Annotated in this window: 20 protein-coding genes; 13 read left to right on the top strand and 7 right to left on the bottom strand. The window is 43.7% G+C overall.

Annotated elements, in window-relative coordinates; genetic code table 11:
• Positions 1–100: 100 nt before the first annotated feature.
• From EMP01_RS05015 to EMP01_RS05005, 3 genes are all read right to left on the bottom strand, one after another.
• Positions 101–871, bottom strand: a complete 771-nt coding sequence (locus EMP01_RS05015) for a TIGR03915 family putative DNA repair protein (protein WP_129020372.1) — start codon at positions 869–871, stop codon at positions 101–103.
• A complete protein-coding gene (locus tag EMP01_RS05010; RefSeq protein ID WP_129020371.1) occupies positions 871–2,115 on the bottom strand; it encodes a putative DNA modification/repair radical SAM protein in 1,245 nt (414 codons plus the stop codon). Before EMP01_RS05010 ends, EMP01_RS05015 begins: the two co-directional genes overlap by 1 nt.
• A 137-nt stretch (positions 2,116–2,252) precedes the next feature.
• Entirely contained in the window at positions 2,253–3,530 is a 1,278-nt protein-coding gene (locus EMP01_RS05005; RefSeq protein WP_129020370.1) for an aminotransferase class I/II-fold pyridoxal phosphate-dependent enzyme, read from the bottom strand.
• 116 nt (positions 3,531–3,646) lie between these two features.
• Here EMP01_RS05005 and EMP01_RS05000 point away from each other — a divergent pair, with 116 nt between their 5' ends.
• The 5 genes from EMP01_RS05000 to EMP01_RS04980 all read left to right on the top strand — a co-directional run bounded on the left by EMP01_RS05000 (position 3,647) and on the right by EMP01_RS04980 (position 7,689).
• Positions 3,647–4,141, top strand: a complete 495-nt coding sequence (locus EMP01_RS05000) for a 3'-5' exonuclease (RefSeq protein ID WP_129020369.1) — start codon at positions 3,647–3,649, stop codon at positions 4,139–4,141.
• Positions 4,142–4,181: 40 nt separating this feature from the next.
• A complete protein-coding gene (locus tag EMP01_RS04995) occupies positions 4,182–6,248 on the top strand; it encodes a formate/nitrite transporter family protein (RefSeq protein ID WP_129020368.1) in 2,067 nt (688 codons plus the stop codon).
• A 23-nt stretch (positions 6,249–6,271) separates the two neighbouring features.
• Positions 6,272–6,622 carry an ArsC family reductase gene (locus tag EMP01_RS04990; protein WP_202615991.1) on the top strand — a complete coding sequence of 117 codons (351 nt, stop codon included), beginning with the start codon at positions 6,272–6,274 and terminating at the stop codon, positions 6,620–6,622.
• Between the two features lie 77 nt (positions 6,623–6,699).
• Positions 6,700–7,176, top strand: coding sequence for a DUF4920 domain-containing protein (locus EMP01_RS04985; RefSeq protein ID WP_129020367.1), 477 nt, complete (start codon positions 6,700–6,702; stop codon positions 7,174–7,176).
• Between the two features lie 93 nt (positions 7,177–7,269).
• Positions 7,270–7,689, top strand: coding sequence for a nucleoside-diphosphate kinase (locus EMP01_RS04980; protein ID WP_129020366.1), 420 nt, complete (start codon positions 7,270–7,272; stop codon positions 7,687–7,689).
• Between the two features lie 75 nt (positions 7,690–7,764).
• On the opposite strand, the gene EMP01_RS04975 is transcribed toward EMP01_RS04980, so the two are convergent.
• On the bottom strand, positions 7,765–9,654 hold the full coding sequence (locus EMP01_RS04975; RefSeq protein WP_129020365.1) for a TonB-dependent receptor plug domain-containing protein: 1,890 nt from the start codon (positions 9,652–9,654) through the stop codon (positions 7,765–7,767).
• A 184-nt stretch (positions 9,655–9,838) separates the two neighbouring features.
• Between EMP01_RS04975 and EMP01_RS04970 the strand changes: the two genes are divergently transcribed.
• From EMP01_RS04970 to hemB, 3 genes are all read left to right on the top strand, one after another.
• The gene (locus EMP01_RS04970) at positions 9,839–11,038 is read left to right on the top strand and encodes a pyridoxal phosphate-dependent aminotransferase (protein ID WP_129020364.1); all 1,200 of its coding nucleotides are present in this window, start codon (positions 9,839–9,841) and stop codon (positions 11,036–11,038) included.
• Positions 11,039–11,102: 64 nt separating this feature from the next.
• On the top strand, positions 11,103–12,041 hold the full coding sequence (gene hemF, locus EMP01_RS04965) for an oxygen-dependent coproporphyrinogen oxidase (protein WP_129020363.1): 939 nt from the start codon (positions 11,103–11,105) through the stop codon (positions 12,039–12,041).
• A 34-nt stretch (positions 12,042–12,075) separates the two neighbouring features.
• Positions 12,076–13,053: a porphobilinogen synthase gene (gene hemB / locus EMP01_RS04960; RefSeq protein WP_129020362.1), complete on the top strand. Its 978-nt coding sequence runs from the start codon at positions 12,076–12,078 to the stop codon at positions 13,051–13,053.
• Positions 13,054–13,135: 82 nt separating this feature from the next.
• Here the strand turns inward: hemB and EMP01_RS04955 are convergent, their stop codons facing one another.
• A complete protein-coding gene (locus tag EMP01_RS04955) occupies positions 13,136–13,378 on the bottom strand; it encodes a hypothetical protein (RefSeq protein ID WP_129020361.1) in 243 nt (80 codons plus the stop codon).
• A gap of 235 nt (positions 13,379–13,613) precedes the next feature.
• On the opposite strand from EMP01_RS04955, the gene mqnC reads away from it, so the two are divergent.
• The 4 genes from mqnC to EMP01_RS04935 all read left to right on the top strand — a co-directional run bounded on the left by mqnC (position 13,614) and on the right by EMP01_RS04935 (position 18,478).
• Positions 13,614–14,735 (top strand): cyclic dehypoxanthinyl futalosine synthase, encoded by a 1,122-nt coding sequence (gene mqnC, locus EMP01_RS04950; protein ID WP_129020360.1) that lies wholly within the window; start codon positions 13,614–13,616, stop codon positions 14,733–14,735.
• Positions 14,736–14,751: 16 nt separating this feature from the next.
• A complete protein-coding gene (locus EMP01_RS04945) occupies positions 14,752–15,354 on the top strand; it encodes a 4'-phosphopantetheinyl transferase family protein (RefSeq protein ID WP_161971221.1) in 603 nt (200 codons plus the stop codon).
• Positions 15,355–15,493: 139 nt separating this feature from the next.
• The gene (locus tag EMP01_RS04940; protein WP_129020358.1) at positions 15,494–17,689 is read left to right on the top strand and encodes a glutamine synthetase III family protein; all 2,196 of its coding nucleotides are present in this window, start codon (positions 15,494–15,496) and stop codon (positions 17,687–17,689) included.
• A 105-nt stretch (positions 17,690–17,794) separates the two neighbouring features.
• On the top strand, positions 17,795–18,478 hold the full coding sequence (locus EMP01_RS04935) for a DUF2490 domain-containing protein (protein WP_129020357.1): 684 nt from the start codon (positions 17,795–17,797) through the stop codon (positions 18,476–18,478).
• A gap of 34 nt (positions 18,479–18,512) precedes the next feature.
• Here the strand turns inward: EMP01_RS04935 and EMP01_RS04930 are convergent, their stop codons facing one another.
• Complete coding sequence (locus EMP01_RS04930; RefSeq protein ID WP_262707771.1) at positions 18,513–18,953, bottom strand: nucleoside deaminase; 441 nt, start codon at positions 18,951–18,953, stop codon at positions 18,513–18,515.
• The gene (locus EMP01_RS04925) at positions 18,950–19,312 is read right to left on the bottom strand and encodes a winged helix-turn-helix transcriptional regulator (protein ID WP_129020356.1); all 363 of its coding nucleotides are present in this window, start codon (positions 19,310–19,312) and stop codon (positions 18,950–18,952) included. The genes EMP01_RS04930 and EMP01_RS04925 overlap by 4 nt, the downstream gene beginning before the upstream one ends.
• Before the next feature lie 90 nt (positions 19,313–19,402).
• Here EMP01_RS04925 and EMP01_RS04920 point away from each other — a divergent pair, with 90 nt between their 5' ends.
• Positions 19,403–20,419 (top strand): MsnO8 family LLM class oxidoreductase, encoded by a 1,017-nt coding sequence (locus EMP01_RS04920; protein ID WP_129020355.1) that lies wholly within the window; start codon positions 19,403–19,405, stop codon positions 20,417–20,419.
• The last annotated feature ends 34 nt before the right edge of the window (positions 20,420–20,453 follow it).

The raw sequence follows: 20,453 nt of genomic DNA, 5'->3' as shown, positions 1-20,453 counted from the left end.
TTTTGTTTAAATATATAACCAAAAAATATTTTTTAGAATCGGAAATTTTACGTATATAACATTAAGAGAATTTCAATATATTAATACCTGATGGTGCAAACTACTCCCATATGATCTTTTTTTCTGTAAGCAGGTGCCAGTACCGCTTAGGGACATGTTGCCGATGCAATTTCGGATTTTTGCGGGCTTCTATATTAGTACTTTTAAAATAGTCTCTCCACAGCGTGGCATAAAGTGTTTCGTCCTCATCCATTTGTACAGGCTTATCCGGCAACATATGATCTGACAAATCCTCCGGCAATTTGCGGATATGATGCACCTGGTCGGTATCATACAGCACGCCATATAACCGTTTCTGATCATATATAATCCAGGGTTGATCTGCGTAGCGATTTTTAAAAAAAGTAATGATCAGAGGTATGACATTAAAATCAGGCGCTATCCTGGCAAAGTACATCCCATCTTCACTCTTCTCAAACCGGATAAAGGCTTTCATACGGTGCTTCTCCCGCTCAACTTTCTTTGCCGTCTGGGAAAGCAATAGTACTGTTGCATCTCCGAAATTCTTCAGATTTACCTGGCCTGCAAATAAGCGCACAAGCACCATAAATAAAGTATGGTGCACTTCCGTGAGCTCTGACAGAAAAGCACAATATATGATCCGTTGCCAGGCCGCATCAGCCTTAGCTTGTATGCCTTTCCATACTCTTTCCGATTTTGCACTGCTGCTGTATACGGTATGTGTCTCTTCAAATAAAACCTGTTGCGCCTGATCTGCAGGAAGCAAACGGGAAACATCATGCCTGTATTCAAACCGGTCAAATACTGCAGACAACAATCCTTCGAAGCTTTTATCAAACAGGTAGATCATCAGAATAGGCTTAGCTGAGTGGAAAATGCAGGGGCATATTTGCTTTTGCCCAGGCTCAGTATACGGGATCTAACCTGGTGCTCCTGTAGCGATCCTAGCCCAACAGGCGTATCTGCACAGACAATAAAGTACTGTGCACGGTTATAGGCAATGCCAAGTTTGCGCAGCTGATCGATCCTGAGCCGGCCAAACTTCCGGGCTTCGAGTATTTTCTGTACGGACTGGCGGCCTATGCCAGGTACCCTCAGGAGGCTCTGAAAATCAGCGGTATTAATGTCTACCGGGAAGCAGTGCATATTGCGTAGAGCCCACATCAGCTTCGGATCTACCTGCATATCCAGGTCCGGATGCTTTTCGTTCAGCAACTCATGCACATTAAAACCATAAAAGCGCAGCAACCAATCGGTCTGGTACAAACGATGCTCCCGCATCAACGGAGGCTGTACCACTGGCAACACATCATCCGTGCGAATAGGAATATAGCCGCTATAATAAACCCGCTTAAGGGAAAAGTTTTTGTAATAGGCCGATGCGGTATGCATGATCTGCATATCGTTTTCAGGTGTCGCACCAATTACCATTTGTGTGCTTTGTCCGGCTGGCACAAACCGGGGCACATGCTTTATCAGCTTTCGTTCTTCGCGGAACTGTTGTATTTTGTTTTGTACAATTCCCAAAGGGCGCTTTACGGCCTCATGGCTTTTCTCCGGTGCCACCTTTTTCAGTCCTTCTTCCGTGGGCATTTCCAGGTTGATACTCATCCGATCTACGTAAAGACCAGCTTCATTGATGAGCTCCTCGCTGGCGCCAGGTATTGTTTTCAGGTGTATATACCCATTATAGCGCTCTTCTGTGCGCAGCTTTTTTACGATTTTCAGCAATCGCTCCATTGTATAATCGGCATTTTTAAAAATACCCGAACTCAGGAACAGTCCTTCTATGTAGTTTCTGCGATAGAAGTTCATCGTCAGTTCTACTACTTCATCGACGGTAAAGGCCGCTCTTTTAATATCATTGCTGCTGCGCGATACACAAAAGGCACAATCATATATACAATAGTTCGTCAGTAGAATCTTAAGCAAGGATACACAGCGTCCATCCTCTGTGTAGGTATGACAAATTCCATTTGAGGCATCTCCGATCCCCTTATCTGTGTTTTTTCGCTTGCTGCCACTGGAACTGCAACTCACATCATACTTAGCCGCATCGGCCAGTATGCTTAGTTTTTCCCTGATCCGCTCCATAGTATTCTACTTGATTTTGCGGGCAAAATAAGCAGAGCATACGACAAGCTGTGACGTAGTATAAATATTTACGGGATTTAGGATAGCATAAAGAAGCGGCTACTGAATCAGTAGCCGCTTCTTTATATCTTATATAATTACCCAACCTGAGTATCTGTTTTATGTACCATCAGATCTTTGATATCTGGAAACACATCGGGGTACTCACCATTCTTCAGTTTCTCACTTACAATAGAGAATGCCTCTAACGTTTGTTTGATATCATCATCGGTATGCACCGCTGTAGGGATCAGGCGCAGGATGATTTGTCCTTTAGGAATTACAGGGTATACTACTACTGAACAGAAGATATTGTAGTTCTCTCTGAGGTCTACGATCATCTGCAGTGCAGGATGCAATTCACCTTCCATGTACACAGGTGTTACCGGTGTATTGGTTGTGCCAATGTTGAATCCTCTTTCTTTTAAGCCTTGTTGTAATTTATTTACATTATCCCACAGCTTTTCTCTCAGTTCCGGCATGGTTCTGATCAGCTCCATACGTTTCAGACCACCAACAACCATTGCCATAGGTAATGATTTAGCGAAGATCTGTGAACGCATATTGTAGCGCAGGAAATACAGTACGTCTTTATCAGCAGCAATGAAACCACCTACTCCGGCCAGTGATTTTGCAAAAGTGGAGAAATACAGGTCGATACCATCGGTACAATCCTGCTCTTCACCAATACCACCACCGGTTTTACCCATAGTACCGAAACCATGTGCATCATCTACAAACAGACGGAAGTCATATTTTTCTTTCAGTGCTACAAGTTCTTTTACTTTACCCTGGTTACCGTTCATACCGAATACACCTTCAGTAATCACTAAGATACCACCTGGAGTACCTTCGATAAATTTAGTCGCACGCTGTAACTGTTTTTCACAATCAGCTACATCATTATGGTTAAATTTATAACGCATACCCGGGTGCAGACGCAGACCATCCAGGATACATGCGTGGCTTTCTGCATCATATACGATTACGTCATGACGGGATACGATAGTATCAATTGCAGACACCATACCCTGGTAGCCAAAGTTCAGCAGCATAGCATCTTCTTTACCTACATGCTGTGCAAATTCTTTTTCCAGCTGATCATGGTTATTAGAGTTACCACTCATCATACGGGCACCCATAGGGTAAGCCAGACCATATTCTGCAGTGGCATCGGCATCCGCTTTTCTGATTTCAGGATGATTTGCTAAGCCCAAATAGTTATTCAGACTCCAAACGATTTTTTCCTTCCCGTTAAACTTCATTCTGCTCCCGATCTCTCCTTCCAGTTTAGGAAATGCAAAATATTCATGAGCCAGGTCCTGATATTGACCGATTGGGCCTCTATCTTTCTTTATCTTAGCAAAGATGTCCATTAATAGAAAATATTTAAAATGTATTAAAGTAATTTAGATGTGCAAAGGTACAAAAACTTTAATATCCCCAAATATCCGGCAGAAATATTGTACGCATAATTATATATTTGCACTTTATGAGTACAATTCCTTCCTTTACAGCTATTGATTTCGAAACGGCACATGGCGCTTACCACAGTATTTGCCAGATCGGACTGGTACGTGTAGAGAACGGAATAGTTACGCATACTGTAAATCAACTGGTGCAACCACCGGACAATTATTACCATTGGGGTAACTCCCGTGTACATGGTATTGATCGGCGCAAAACAGCTCATGCACCTAAATTTGACCAGGTATGGCACCTGATCGAGCCCTTCATTACCAATCAGACGGTTGTCGCACACAATGCATTATTTGATGCTTCCTGTCTGAAGAAAACACTTGCCTTTTATGAAATGGTTATTCCTCCGTTTCAGACAAAGTGTACTTACAAAATTTACAAAACCAATCTGAAAGCTCTGTGTAATCAATATGCAATACCGCTGAATCACCACGATGCTTTATCAGATGCCATGGCTTGTGCTACACTGTATTTAAAACATTTGAAAGAAACGCTGCAGATCGGCTAATACGATACCATCGTTGAGGTCGGCAGCTACTGACGACAAAATGATAAGACAACTCCGCACAAAATGGAAACATAAACGCGACCTGATTACAATTGATCATATTGTAAAAGAGATCAGGACCAATACCGACAGCAACCGGTACGGAGATCTGTTTATACAACTGTTCGGCTTTATACGCCCGCGTAAGCAGCAATTGCCTAATACAAATCTGAAAGTGCTTGTAGAAACATTAAAGCATGATGCCGCATTCCGCAATGGCCTGCAGCAAATGTTTCTCTTTCTGGTCCATCATCGGGAGATCGAAACACTTTTTGTAAAAGTCGGCCTGCTGAACAGTAATTCCTTTACCGAAGAACTGACCAAACAGTTAAGGCACCGGATCCTGCCGCCGGTACCGGAGAAGCGCTCCTTTAATTATCTACTGGAAAAAACATTTAATAAAAAGGATGACTTTGAGTGGGTCAATGCCATCGGGAATGAAGAATGGACTGCATTCTTTAAATTAATACAGGTATCTGCACAAGAAATTTCTTTACCTATACGCAGACAGCTGAATAATGCCCTGGCCACCATTTCTGTAAAGATCTCTTACCTGGGACTGGAAGACGAGTTCAGACATTATACCAAAGCCACAAAACAGGAAACGCCGCCATTCCTGGAACAAAACAGGAGTGTTCAGAACTTTATCGAGCTGCTGAATGATAACAGCACCTCTCCCAATACGATTATACTTGCCGCGGAAAATATCCGGGAGCAGATTATACACTGTGAGCAGATCATTGAACAGATCCGTAAAAACACCATCCGCAACGGCACCAGCCTGAAACAATCTTATGTATTGCTACGTACAGCCCAATTGCTGAACCGTATGCGCGTCATTGTACGCTTCCTTACACCGGAATATCTTTCAGAGACCGCATGGGAGCACACGGTTATCATGTTTAAGGGTATCATATTTGGGGTCAATACCAGAAACAGCATAGGATTGCTGTATACCCGAAACATAGAGATGCTGGCCTACCAGATCGCCGAACATAAAAGTGAATCGGGAGAACATTATATTACCACAACACGTAAAGAATATGTAGACTTCTTCTACAGCGCGGTAGCCGGTGGTTTTATTATTGCCTTCGCCGCTTTGGTAAAGGCTTTGCTGCATATGATCAAAATGCCGCTGTTCTGGCAGTATTTCTGCTATGGGCTTAATTATGCTATTGCATTTGTAACCCTTTTTGTAACGGGAGCATCCCTGGCAACCAAGCAGCCTACCATGACCGCCAGTGCGATGGCCAGCGGGCTCGACTCTAAGAAAAACAAAGGCGACATCTCCTTCCGGGGTTTGGCCATGACCTTTGCCAAAGTATGGCGCAGCCAGTTTGCCTCATTTGCAGGTAACCTTATTGTCGTGTTTCCGATGTCTTACCTCATTGCAGTAGGCTGGAGTTACCTGACCGGCGATCATTTATTGCATACTGCTGAGGAATCGGTGCAGGCCATGCGGGATCAGAATCCATTAAAAAGCCTGGCCTGGTTTTACGCCAGCATCACGGGTATAGCATTGTTTATCAGCGGGCTGATTACCGGTTTTTTTGACAATAAAGCGGCGTACAGCAGTGTAGCCAATCGTATTACAGAGCATCCGCAGCTGAAAAAATATTTCCCCTCACAGCGGCTGAAACGGCTGGGAGACTACGTGTCCCGCAATCTCGGAGGCATTATCGGAAACATATGCCTTGGTTTTATGCTGGGCTACGCCAGCCTGATCGGCAGTTTTTTCGGCATTCCTTTTGACATCCGGCATATCACCATCTCTACGGCCTATTTCGGCTTTGGCGTAGCGGGACTGGATAACCAGGTGAGCGCCTATGACTGGATATGGACCACAATAGGCGTAATCGGCATAGGTTTTTTCAACTTCGCCGTCAGCTTTAGCCTGGCATTCTTCGTGGCCCTTAAGTCGCGCAGCGTATCCATTACGAAAGTGCCTATAGTGCTGCGTTATATTGTACGCTATTTCCGTCGATACCCGGCAGACTTTATCTTTCCGCCGTCTAAAGAGCGCAGAGAAGCTGATGTATTTGACAAAAAAAGAAAAAAAGAAATTTAAATTATCAGATAGATATAATATATATGATCACTTTATTTGGAATACCTAATTGCGATACCGTAAAGAAAACACAGAAATGGCTGGACGCACATAAAGTAAGCTACAAATTTCACAACTATAAACAGGAAGGTATTGATACCACTACATTAAAAGACTGGTGTGCGCAAACCGAATGGGAGCGCCTGCTGAATAAAAAAAGCACTACCTGGCGCGCCCTGAGCGATGCAGCAAAAGAAAGTGTAACCGATGCGGCATCTGCCATATCGGTGATGCAGGAACACACCAGCCTGATCAAACGTCCGGTAATCACCAAAAACGGCAAAGTAGTCGTAATCGGTTTTGACGAAAATGCCCTGAACACCCTGCTCTCCTAAACACTATTTTTCTGTTAAAAACAGTTTCATGACGGTAAAGGAGTAATAATTATTTATTTTTGCTAAAATTTTTTAATATGAAAAAAATCTTCGGAATAATACTGTTTAGTGCATTGACTTATACTACAGCTATGGCTCAGGGAAATATTACACCTGCTGCTAAAGGCGTTGTATATGGAGCAAATATCGGGGAGAAGAAAGTTGTCGCTGGCAATGACTTTGAACAGAAGCTGAAAGGTGAAACTCCTGTAAAAATGCAGGTAAAAGGTAAAGTAACCTCTGTTTGTGAAAAAAGAGGCTGCTGGGCTAATGTTGATCTCGGAAACGGTAAAACTGTCTTTGTAAAAATGAAAGATTATGCCTTCTTCGTGCCTATGGACCTGATCGGCAAATCTGTATTGCTGAGCGGTGAGGCTTACCAGGAGAGCACTTCTGTTGAAGAACTGCGCCACTATGCCGAAGATGCTAAAAAATCTAAAGAAGAAATTGAAGCCATTACCCAACCTAAAGTAAATAACCGCTTTACGGCTGCCGGTATCACTGTTTTAGATTAATGTGTCTGTGTTTGCAATAATTTCATGCACGACCATATTAAAATTTACGCTATTTTTGCGGCTCAAATAAAAACTTAAGTATCCATTTATTTTATGGCAACAAACAGAACGTTTACAATGATCAAACCTGATGCAGTTGCAGCAGGTCACATCGGTGCGATTTTAGCTGAAATCAACAAAGCTGGTTTCAAAATCGTAGCAATGAAATACACTAAACTGACTGCAGAAGCAGCAGGTCAGTTCTATGAAGTACACAAAGAGCGTCCTTTCTATGGTGAGCTGGTTGACTTCATGAGCAGCGGTCCTATCGTAGCAGCTATCCTGGAAAAAGATAACGCTGTTGCTGATTTCCGTACAACTATCGGTGCTACTAACCCTGCAGAAGCAGCTGAAGGTACTATCCGTAAAATGTTTGCAAAATCTATCGGTGAAAATGCCGTTCACGGTTCTGACAGCGATGAGAATGCAGCAATCGAAGGTGATTTCTTCTTCAGCAAATTAGAGCGTTTCTAATTTCTGCTGAAACAATATAAATGATGAAGCCCGCAATATTGCGGGCTTCATCATTTATATAAACTGATCTGATCCTTAACGCAGGTTACATTTCAATCCCAGTGTACACCATCTGCCCGGCAATGGTACTACGCCGGTCTCGATATATTGTACATTATTGATATTATTCACATCGGCATAGATACCAAACTTAGACCAGTTATACGCCACACGTGCATCCAGCAGGTTATAACTGCCCAGACGGTATGCGCCGGAAGTCTCCGGAGTATTCAGTCTGCTCAGGTAGCGATTTTTAACCGACAGGCTGAAACCTTTGCCCAATAACAGTTCTACACCAGTCACCCATTGATGTGCCAGACTGTTGATCGCGTATTTAGACTGCGCCGATCCGTCATCGTTCAGCGTTGGCTTCAGGTAAGTATAAGCCGAGTTCAGGTTTACTTTTACGGTATTGCTGATGGTCCACAGGTAATATGCCTGTGCTCTCAGGCCAAGAGTCTGTACTTTGGCATAGTTCTGCGGCTGCCATGGTTGTGCAGTATCTGTACGCGTCCAGTCGATAAAGTCTATTCCCTGGCGGTAAAAGCCAGAAAGTTCTGCACGCAATCCGTTTTCAGCATATTTCAGTCCCAGCTCGGCAGTAGTAGCCCATTCCGGAACCAGGTTAGGATTACCTACATTGCTGGGTCCTACATAATACAGATCTGTAAAGGTAGGCAGACGCTGACCGGTACCTACATTGGCATACAAGCGCAACTCCGGCTTGATCTGCCAACCGATATCCAGCCCCGGATACAATTTAAAACCATAAACAGAATTATAATTGGCAAATGCACCGATGCTGGCATCAAATTTATCATTGAAGAGGTAGCGGTACTCTGCAAACAGACCATAGTTCTCTCTGGTACCTTTGCCCAGGTTAGTACTATTGATCTGCTCACTTCTGTAATTCAGGCCTACACCCAGTGTTCCTTTTCCAAATGCGACGGCATTGTTCAGGGAGAAATCCATAGTATTGGTCTCATGTATATTGCGGTACACAGACGGTTTCTGACGAATGAAGATATAATCGTCTTTACCGTAACGGTAACTCAGTATCGGACTGATGGTCCACTTATCAGTAGCTTTTATTTTCCCGGAGATGCTTCCTACCGCAATCTGGGCCTGCTCTGTAGCTTCCTTATCTTTTGGCGCTGCGTAAAACAGGTTGGCCCCGAAATCATTATTTACATAACCTCCCATAATATTAAAGGTTGCTTTTTTTGATGGGGTATACACACCGTTATACATCAGCTTTACATTCTGATATTCGGTATTGTAACGATATCCGTTTCCTTTATCAATACCCAAAGACACCTGGTTGCCCAATTGCTCATTGCCAGAGAAAGAAGCTGTAGCATTAGCACCATAACTCAGGTAAGTCTGCTGTGTACTATCATCTTTCTGAAAGCTGGAACCTGCATATACCATAGCATCTACACCGGTTTCCATAGGGCTTTGCGTAACGATATTGATCACGCCCATCATGGCATTCACACCATATATTCTGGCTGCAGCACCTTTTAATACTTCAATACGCTGAATAGCAGAAAGGCTTACCGGCAGGTTCATCATATTATGTCCCGTCTGCGGATCGCTCATTTTCACCCCATTTACCAGGATCAGCGTCTGATCAAAGCCTCCTCCATCGATGCCTATATCGGCCTGAGACCCATTCGGTCCACGCTGACGCACATCAATACCGGCAATATAACTCAGCAGTTCGTTTACAGAACGCGCTGGCATTTTGGCAATTTCGTCTTTGGACAATACTACGACATTGCGGTTTTGCTGCGACAATGGTATGTCCAGACGATTAGACAATACCGTAACATTGTCCAGTACAATTTGTTGATTTTGCTGTGCCCAGGCACCCGAGCTCAGCAGAAACATTCCTGATAATTGACCCAGTAAACGTTTATTCATTTCCAGCTATAAAATTTTAAGGCGCAAAACTACGGTAAGAACACAGATATATAATCAGCCAATTGTCATATATAATATATGAACATAGAAAATGACGACCGGTTCACATTTGTTTTTACATATTTGAGGTGTTTGATATACGCCAAAGCCGTAACTTTGCACCCAATTAAAGACATAGCGTTTTATGCCCCAAATTTCGAATCGTGGCGAACTGATGCCACCTTCACCTATCAGAAAGCTGACTCCTTATGCTGATGCAGCTAAAAAATCCGGTGCTACCGTATATCATTTAAACATTGGCCAACCGGATATCGAAACGCCTCCAAGCATCCTGGATGCTGTTAAGCATACCGATCTTAAGGTATTGGCGTACAGTCCGAGCGAAGGTTTTGAAAGTTATAGAGAGAAACTGGCTGCATATTACGTCCGTCAGCAATTAAACGTTACCAAAAACGATATCATTATCACTACCGGTGGTTCAGAAGCCATATCTTTTGCGATGATGTCCTGCCTGAATCCTGGTGATGAAATCATTATTCCGGAACCATTCTATGCTAACTACAATGGCTTTGCTGTTGCGGCTGGTGTTAAAGTAGTGCCGATCGGCTCTACTATTGAAGAGAACTTCGCCCTGCCTTCTATCGAAGCATTTGAAAAAGCTGTAACGCCGAATACCAAGGCGATTATGATCTGTAATCCGAATAACCCTACCGGTTACCTGTACAGCAAAGAGGAACTGATGGTACTGAGAGACATCTGTATCAAGCACAACCTGTTCCTGTTCAGCGATGAGGCCTACAGGGAATTCTGTTATGATGGTCAGAAGCACTTCTCTGCACTGGCACTGGAAGGTCTGGAAGAGCATGCAATCTTACTGGACACTATTTCTAAACGCTACAGTGCCTGTGGTGCCCGTATCGGCGCCCTGGTGACTAAAAATAAAGAAGTATATGCAGCGGTACTGCGCTTTGCACAGGCCCGTCTGTCTCCACCTACCTTTGAGCAAATCCTGGGTGAAGCTGCCTGCGACCTGCCGGAAAACTACTTTGACAGTGTATTGAATGAATATGCTTCCCGCAGAGACCTGCTGGTTAAACGCCTGCAAGCGATGGAAGGTGTTGTATGCCCTAATCCTGGTGGTGCTTTCTATGCTATGGCAAAACTGCCCATTGAAGACAGTGAAGACTTCTGCGTATGGTTGCTGGAAAGTTTCCGTCATAACAACAGCACAGTAATGATGGCTCCGGCAAGTGGATTCTACGCAACGCCCGGCTTAGGGAAAAATGAAGTGCGTATGGCATATGTACTGAATGAAGATGCTATCAACAACGCTATGGATTGCCTTGAAGCAGCGCTGAAAGAATATAAAAACCTGAAACGATAATCTCAAAGGCAAAGTCAAAGTTCATTAGAATTTTGACTTTGTTTTTTTAAAACATATTTCTGCTATGTTCCATAAAGACATCTGGATCGACTTTATACATGATCTGCAAAACCGAATTTGTGCCGCTTTAGAAGCCAGTGATGGTAAGGCAAAATTTGTAGAAGATCTGTGGGAGCGACCGGAAGGCGGAGGGGGCAAAACCCGTGTAATCAGCAATGGCGCTGTTTTTGAAAAGGGTGGTGTAAATACATCTGTGGTATACGGTACCGTAACCGACACTATGCGCCGGCAACTGAATATCGACGGACATACATGGTTTGCCTGCGGTTTAAGCATGGTGTTGCATCCGGTTAATCCTATGGTACCAACAACCCATGCCAACTGGCGCTACTTTGAATTATATGATGCCGATGGCAATGTATGTGACCGCTGGTTTGGCGGCGGTGCAGACCTTACTCCTTATTACCTGGATGAGGCTGATGCCAGACATTTCCATAACACTTTGAAGTTGGCGCAGGATAGCTTCCACACAGATATTTATCCTGTACTGAAAAAAGAATGTGATGCCTACTTTAATAATGCACACCGTGGTTTTGAAATGAGGGGCATTGGTGGTGTATTCTACGATCATGTAAAGCCGGGTGGTCCTGTTCATAAAGAATTGCCGCATGTTCAATTAAGTCTGGATGAGCTGTTTGCTTTTCAGCAGGCCAATGGTAATTGCTTTACGGAAGCCTACATTCCGATCATCGAAAAAAATAAAAATATGGCCTATACTCCGGAACAGAAGTACTGGCAGGAAATACGCCGTGGCCGCTATGTAGAGTTTAACCTTATTCATGATAGAGGTACTATATTCGGATTAAAAACAAACGGACGTACAGAGAGTATTCTGATGAGCCTGCCGCCGACTGTCCGCTTCGACTATAACTATCAGCCGGAAGCCGGAAGCCCGGAAGCCGCACTTTTAGATGCCTGTATGCATCCTAAAGAATGGGCCTAGTATTATTTATTTGAATTATTGAAATCACTATATTATGTATTTGCAGAGAAGAAACCGTATCAGCAGAAGCAGTGCTGCCATCAGAAGCATGCTGGCCGAAACGGTATTAACACCAAGTGACTTTATTTTACCCATATTCATTGATGAGGGTAAAGACATCGTACATGAGATACCCTCTATGCCGGGTTATTACCGCCGCTCACTAGACAAAACCATTGATGAGGTAAAAGAGGTATGGAATATGGGTATCAAATCTGTGCTTCTGTTCATCAAATGTGACGATCAGCTGAAAGATAATACCGGTAAGGAAAGCTGGAACCCCAACGGCCTGATGCAAACAGCCGTGAAGGCGATAAAAGATGCAGTGCCGGGTATGGTTGTCATGACCGATGTGGCACTGGACCCATACTCTATCTACGGACATGATGGCATCGTAGACCCGGAAAAAGGAACGATCCTTAATGATGCAACGGTCGAAGCCCTTACACGCATGAGCCTGAGCCATGCCGCAGCCGGTGCCGATTTCATTGCACCGAGCGATATGATGGATGGCCGTATCGGCGCTTTCCGCCATGCACTGGAAACGGAAGGCTATTCCAATGTTGGGATCATGAGCTATACCGCAAAATATGCCAGTTGCTTCTACGGACCTTTCCGCGATGCACTGGACAGTGCTCCGGGATTCGGAGACAAAAAGACGTACCAGATGAATTATGCCAATCGCCTGGAAGCACTGAACGAATTATACAATGATGAGGCAGAGGGTGCAGATATTGTTATGGTTAAACCGGCTATGGCTTACCTGGACATTATCCGCGAAATCAAAAATAATACCACGCTACCAGTATCGGCATATCACGTAAGCGGAGAGTATGCTATGATCAAAGCTGCTGCGGAGAAAGGCTGGATCGATGAACCGAAGGCTATTATTGAAAGCCTTACTTCGATCAAGCGTGCAGGGGCAGATCTTATCGCGACCTACTTCGCCAAAGACGCTGTAGCACTATTATAAAATTATAAATTACATGTATTCCCATAATAAAAGAGCGCAGGGTTTTCCTGCGCTCTTTTATTATAATTATATCTTTTGTTGTTTACAGTTGTGTAGCACGCATTGGCTTACCTCTTTGAATCTGAGGCGCATCTGCTTTTACCTCTTTGGTATCTTTCTCTACGCTTACTGTTTTCTCAGCATCTTTTCCTTTTTTAGCGCAACAACTTCCGCCTTTAGTGCAGCTTTCTGTTTTTGCTTTTTTCTCTTTCTTTTCTTTTACACCAGCAAAAGATACGCCGCCTACTAATAATAAGGCACCTAACAGCAATGATACTTTTTTCATGATTATAAAAATTTAAATAGTTATTTACTTTAGAACGTGAAGTTAACCATTAGTTTAATACGCACCAAGCATATAAAATAAATCAAAATGTTAAAAATACCTTCAATAGTAAGGCCTGGAGCCTGATTCCGGTAGCGGATGGTAATGTATAAAGATTCTTAAATTTCCATTGCCGTACAAAGTTTTACCTACCTTTGTACACGCTATGTACTAATTTGCCTAGCAGGAATAGTTTATGAATCTGTCTCAGTTATATAAGAAGGCCCTTGATCTGGAATTTTTATCAGTAGAAGAGGGTATGTATTTGTTTGAACATGCACCCATGACTGAATTGGCTTTTGTAGCCAATGAGATCAGAAAGAAGCAGGTGCCACACGGTAAAGTAACCTGGATCATTGACCGTAATATGAATACGACCAATGTATGTACTGCCAACTGTAAATTCTGTAATTTTTACCGCATTCCCGGACATGCAGAAGGATATATAACCAATATTGAGATCTACAAGCAGAAGATTGAAGAAACCTTTAAATACGGTGGAGAGCAATTGCTGTTACAAGGTGGTCACCACCCGGATCTGGGCCTGGACTATTATGTGGGTCTGTTTAAAGAACTAAAATCTTTATTTCCCAACCTGAAGCTGCACACCCTGGGACCACCGGAGGTAGCACATATCTGTAAGGTTTCCGGAGTAAGCCATAAAGAAGCACTGGTCGCTTTAAAAGAAGCCGGTATGGACAGTATGCCTGGCCCTGGTGCCGAGATACTGGACGACCGTGTACGCCGCCTGATCTCTAAAGGTAAATGCAGTGCGCAGGAGTGGCTGGATGTTATGGAAGTCGCACACCAGGTGGGTCTGACGACTACGGCTACTATGATGTTTGGTCATATCGAAACCATCAGAGAGCGCTTCGAACACCTGGAAAAAATCCGAGCGGTACAGGCCAAAAAACCTGAAGGTGCAAAAGGATTTGTGGCCTTTATTCCATGGACCTTCCAGGATGTAGACACACTGTTGAAAAAGATTCGTCGTGCCAAAAACGATACGACTGCCGAAGAATATATCCGCATGATTGCCATGAGCCGTATCATGCTGCCTAATATCAAAAATATACAAGCCAGCTGGCTGACGGTCGGTAAAAAAGTAGGTCAGTTGTGTCTGCATGCCGGTGCTAATGACTTTGGTTCGATTATGATCGAAGAGAATGTTGTGAGCGCTGCCGGTGCTCCGCACCGCTTTACCGCCAGTGGCATACAACAAGCGATTCGCGAAGCTGGTTTTGAACCACAACTGCGTAATCAGCAGTATGAGTTCCGTGCTATGCCGCAGATGGAAGAGCAGGTTATTACTTATTAATAATAGCAGATACATTATGCCATTACTCCAGACACTGGAACATAACGATACGCATATTGCCATCTGGAAGATCACAGAATCGGAAGATTTTTTCAGCCAGGCCCTTGGGTTTGGCTCAGAGCAAAAACACCCCAAAAGGCGACTGGAACATTTATCCGGTCGCTTTTTGTTGCAATTACTGGTACCTGGTTTCCCTTTTGAGCGCATCAGCATTCATCCGTTGGGTAAACCTATGCTGGAAGACAATTCCATCTGGTTTTCCATTTCCCACTCCTTTCCTTATGCTGCAGCCATTGTCAGCACCCAAAAATCGGTAGGTATAGATATACAGGTGTACCAGGAAAAAATACTGCGACTGCAATCCAAATTCCTTTCTGATGCAGAACAGGAGATTACTGCAGGAGATATGCACCGTATTACACTGGCCTGGTGTGCCAAAGAAGCTTTATTCAAATATTATGGCCTTGGGGCGGTAGATTTTAAGGCAGATATGCCTATAGCATCTATGGACCTGCTCAGAGAAGACAGGTTCAGCATCCGCATGTCCTTACAAAAAACACGTGAAGAATGCATTTTGAGCGGACAATTACATCCCGATTTTGCCTTATCATACATGTGATTATTTTTTAATTATCACTTTTTTTAGTTTTTTTGACCACAATTAACGCATCGAATCAAAAAATATCTATACTTTTGCGTACCGAGAGTACAAAAAGTAACATTATTTCTTATTTTTAATAACATTAAATATTTTTAAAATGTCTGCACATCGTTTTGCGTCTATTGATGAAGTGCATTTGCACAACGACAAAAAAATCCTGGATTATTCCGGTAAGAAGATTACCGAATTCTTTGGATCGAATGTATTTACCGGAGCTAAAGTTCGCGAATATTTAAGCGACGAAGCCTACAAAAGCCTGCAGGCTTCTGTAAAAGCCGGAAGCAAGATAGATCGTAAAATGGCAGAGCAGATCGCATCCGGTATGAAAGCCTGGGCCATGTCACAAGGTGTAACACACATCTCACACTGGTTCCAGCCATTAACCGGTACTACTGCCGAAAAGCACGATTCTTTCTTTACCTTAAAATCAGATGGTTCACCACTGGAAACCTTTGATGGTGATGCCCTGATCCAACAGGAACCAGATGCATCGAGCTTCCCTAACGGTGGTATCCGTGCAACATTTGAAGCCCGCGGCTATACCGCCTGGGACCCGGCATCTCCACCATTCATCATGGAGACTGCACAGGGTAAAACTTTATGTATCCCTACTATCTTTATTGCATACAGTGGTGAGTCTCTGGACTACAAAGCACCATTGTTGAAATCTATTGCTGTTCTGGATAAGGCGGCGGTTGATGTATGTAACTATTTTGACAAAAACGTTTCTAAAGTAACCGCTACGTTAGGATGGGAACAAGAATATTTTGTAATTGATGAGGCCCTGGCTGATGCACGTCCGGATCTGGTACAATGTGGTCGTACCCTTATCGGTCATGCTCCTGCTAAAGGTCAGCAATTGGAAGATCACTACTTCGGTGCCATTCCAGAACGCGTATTTGCCTTCATGCAGGATTTTGAACAAGAGTCTTATAAATTAGGCATTCCACTGCGTACCCGCCACAATGAGGTTGCTCCTGCACAGTTTGAATGTGCGCCGATCTTTGAAGAGGTGAACATTGCAGTAGATCACAACTCTTTGCTGATGGATGTAATGAACCGTGTGGCAAAGCGTCATAAACTGAAAGTATTATTCCACGAGAAACCATTTGCAGGTGTAAACGGTAGTGGTAAACATAATAACTGGAGCTTAGCTACAGATACAGGTATTAACCTGCTGGCTCCTGGCAAAACGCCGAGAACAAACCTGTTGTTCTTAACGTTCTTCATCAATGTGATCAAAGCGGTGCATGATTATGCAGACCTGCTGCGCGCAGCAATCGCATCTGAAGGTAATGACTACCGTCTGGGTGCAAATGAGGCACCTCCGGCAATCATCTCCGTATTCATCGGTGAATACCTGACCAAAGTACTGGGTGAAATTGAAGAGCGTGTTTCCGGTAAATTTACAGAGCAGGATGAGGTGATCCTGAAATTAGATATTCACAAGCATATTCCTGAACTGCTGATGGACAACACGGATCGTAACCGTACATCTCCATTCGCATTCACCGGAAATAAATTTGAATTCAGAGCGGTAGGTTCTTCTGCTAACTGTGCTTCTTCTATGAGTACCCTGAATACGATTATGGCTAAAACCCTGATCGAGTTCAAGAAAGAAGTTGATGCTAAGATCGCCGGTGGTGAGAAAAAAGAAATCGCAATCCTGCAAACGCTGAGACAATCTATTAAAGACAGTCAGAATATCTTATTCGAAGGCGATAACTACAGTGATGAGTGGGCGCAGGAAGCGGCAAAACGTGGCCTGAGCAATTTCAAAACTACTCCTGAAGCACTGGATGTGCTGGCTAAGAAAGAGACTATAGATATGTTTACTGAAATGGGTATCTATAGCGCAAGAGAACTGGCTGCACGTCATGAGATCGTACTGGAAGAGTATGTAAAACGTGTACAGATCGAGGCACGCGTACTGGGCTACCTGTGTACCAATCATATCTTACCTGCTGCAGTTGAATATCAGAACAACCTGGTAACAAATGTAAAAGGCCTGAAAGATCTGGGTCTGGGTGAAGATACCTATGCGGCACAACTGAACCTGATCAAAGTAATCAGTGGTCATATTCAGGAGCTGAATAATAATGTAGAAGCGATGATCGAAGAGCGCAAGAAAGCGAATAAGCTGACTGATATGCACAAGAAAGCATTTGACTACTGTACCAATATCAAAGCGCGCTTTGAGCAGATCCGTTATCATGCAGACAAACTGGAATTACTGGTTGATGATAAGATCTGGCCAATGCCTAAATACAGAGAGTTATTATTCTTAAGATAATTCGAGATTTATAAATAGAATTAAGAGAATGCCCGCCGTAAAGGCGGGCATTGCTTTTTATTATCCAGTATACCTGTCCTATATTTGCAGCAAACCGAAAAAATTATGATCAGAAAGACCGTATCTCTATTTGCCTTATTTATTGTGGTCTCTGCTACCTTGTTTGCACAAGCTGCCAAAATAGGCGCCTGGTATAACTATTTCGGCAACCAGGGATTTGGCAAAGGCTGGAACTGGCATAATGAAATACAGTATAGAAATCATAATCTTGGTGGCGACCTGGACCAGTTGCTGATCCGTACCGGTATAGGCTATAACCTTACTCCAAACAATAACAATATACTGTTGGGCTACGGCTATATTTTGAATCAGCCCTATATTGCAGATACAGATGAGAAAACTGAATTTTCAGAGCATCGCATTTTCCAGCAGTTTACCACGAAACAGGCACTCGGACGGGTTAATCTGCAACACCGTTACCGGATCGAAGAGCGCTTCCTGCAGGACAAGTATGCTACCCGCTTCCGTTATCACCTTTCTTTAACCATACCCTTGAACAAAAAGGTTATGGATAAAGGAGTTGTATACCTGAGCGCATATAATGAGCTATTCATTAATGCACAAAAGGAACACTTTGATCGTAATCGTCTGTATGGTGCTGTAGGCTATAATATCCGTAAAGATCTGCGCTTCGAAGTCGGATTTATGCAGCAGGTAGCCCGGACCCGAACAACCAATCAGTTACAGGTAGCAATATTCAACAATATTCCATTCAGAAAAGTATCTTAATAAAAAGCCCCGGTACAACCGGGGCTTTTTATTTCTATCTTTTAGATTTGAAAAAGTCTTTCATCAACTGTGTACATTCATCTGCAAGTACACCATGCGAGATAGTCGTTTTGGGATGAAAACCATATTGCTCTCCCACCACGCGTTTATAACCACTCTTAATATCTGTACCACCATATACAACTCTTCCGATCTTGCTCCAGTACAAAGCCCCACAGCACATCAGGCAAGGCTCTATCGTAACATAAATAGTAGCATCTGTCAGGTATTTAGCGCCTACTTCGTTGAAGGCAGAAGTCAGAGCAATCATCTCTGCATGTGCCGTACAATCATTCAACTGCTCCGTTTGGTTATGCCCTCTGCTGATGATGCGCTCATTCCATACCACCACTGCACCAATAGGAATCTCTCCCATATCATATGCCTTCTGAGCCTCACGTAGCGCCTGTTTCATAAAATGTTCATCTGTCATCATACCGTTTGTTTGCTATATTGTTGTTGAATATGTTTACGATGTTTTTTACCCCAGTCGCGCAACATAGCGATTACGGGTTCCAGGCTTTTAGCATGTCTGGTCATTTCATAAGTAACCAGTACCGGTGTACTATCATGAACGGTTCTTTTGACCAGTAATTGCTGCTCCAGGTCTTTCAGTTCTTTGTTCAGCACCTTGGGCGTAATACCCGGAATGCTGCGCTCAATTTCGGTAAACCGATGGTTGCCTGCAGCAATTGCAATAATCACCTGCAACTTCCATTTACCACTGATTGCATCCAGCGCATCTCTCACAGGCAGTAATACATCGGTACATACCGCACAATTGATCTTAGGCATAAATTAAATATTTAACACTTTCCAAAAGGAAAGCACTATCTTTTGGAAAGTAAAGTTACCTAATTTTGTTTAAAATAAATCAACTCAAAAATGAAACTATCCCTGATCGATCTTTCTGTCGTTCCTGTAGGAGGAGATCGTCATCAAGCGGTGCTGAATACTATTGATACAGCACAGAGAGCAGAGGCTTTAGGGTTCGAACGTATATGGCTTGCAGAGCACCATGCCTCTAACGGGCTGATCGGCCGTGCGCCTGAGGTACTGATTCCTATGGTGGCTGCAAAAACAAATACTATTAAAGTGGGCTCAGGATCTGTGCTGCTGAATCATTACAGCCCTTATAAAGTTGCAGAAAATTTCACGTTACTGGCAGAAATGTTTCCCGGAAGAATAGATATGGGTATCGGCAGAGCCACCAACGGACTATATGTTGACATAGCCCTGCAGCGTAACCGCAATGAGCGGCCACACACCAGCGATTCTGCAGAGCAGCTTGCAGAATTAATGGCCTGGATGCACGGTGATTTCGAATCCGATCATCCTTTTCATATGGTTAACTTCGACCGCAGCTATCAGCCCGATGCCTGGCTGCTGGGTTCCAGCTCCTGGAGTGCACAGGCAGCCGCATACTTAGGTATGCCGTATGCATTTGCAGGGTTCATCAATCCGCAGCAGGCTTACTCTATATCCCGTATATATAAGGATCAGTTCCGTCCGTCGGAGAAGGCACTGTGTAGCACAACACCTAAAATGATACTGGCACTTTGGGTATTCTGTGCAGAAACGGAAGACGAGGCGGCACGCATGGCTGCCCCCATTGCGCTTTCTATGAAACGATTGATGCAGGGTGATACCAGCAGCCTGATGGAAAGTGAAGACCGCGCCATAGAATTGCTTGGAGCTGTTCCGCCTATCGAACCATTGGATGATCCGCGTATGCCGCCACGATTCCTGATCGGCACACCGGAACAGATTGAACAGTCGCTACATGCGATTGCAGAAGTTTTTGAAGTGGACGAGATCATGATCCAATGTGGCTCTCCGCATCATGAAAAACGCATGCGCTCACTGGAGTTATTATCACAACAATTTAAACTTAAGCAATAATAATAAAGGCCAACCGTTACGGTTGGCCTTTATT

The organism is Edaphocola flava (assembly GCF_004118155.1).
Lineage (GTDB): Bacteria > Bacteroidota > Bacteroidia > Chitinophagales > Chitinophagaceae > Edaphocola > Edaphocola flava.
Note: the sequence above shows the minus strand (reverse complement) of the source record. Positions and strands in the feature narration are given on the sequence as shown.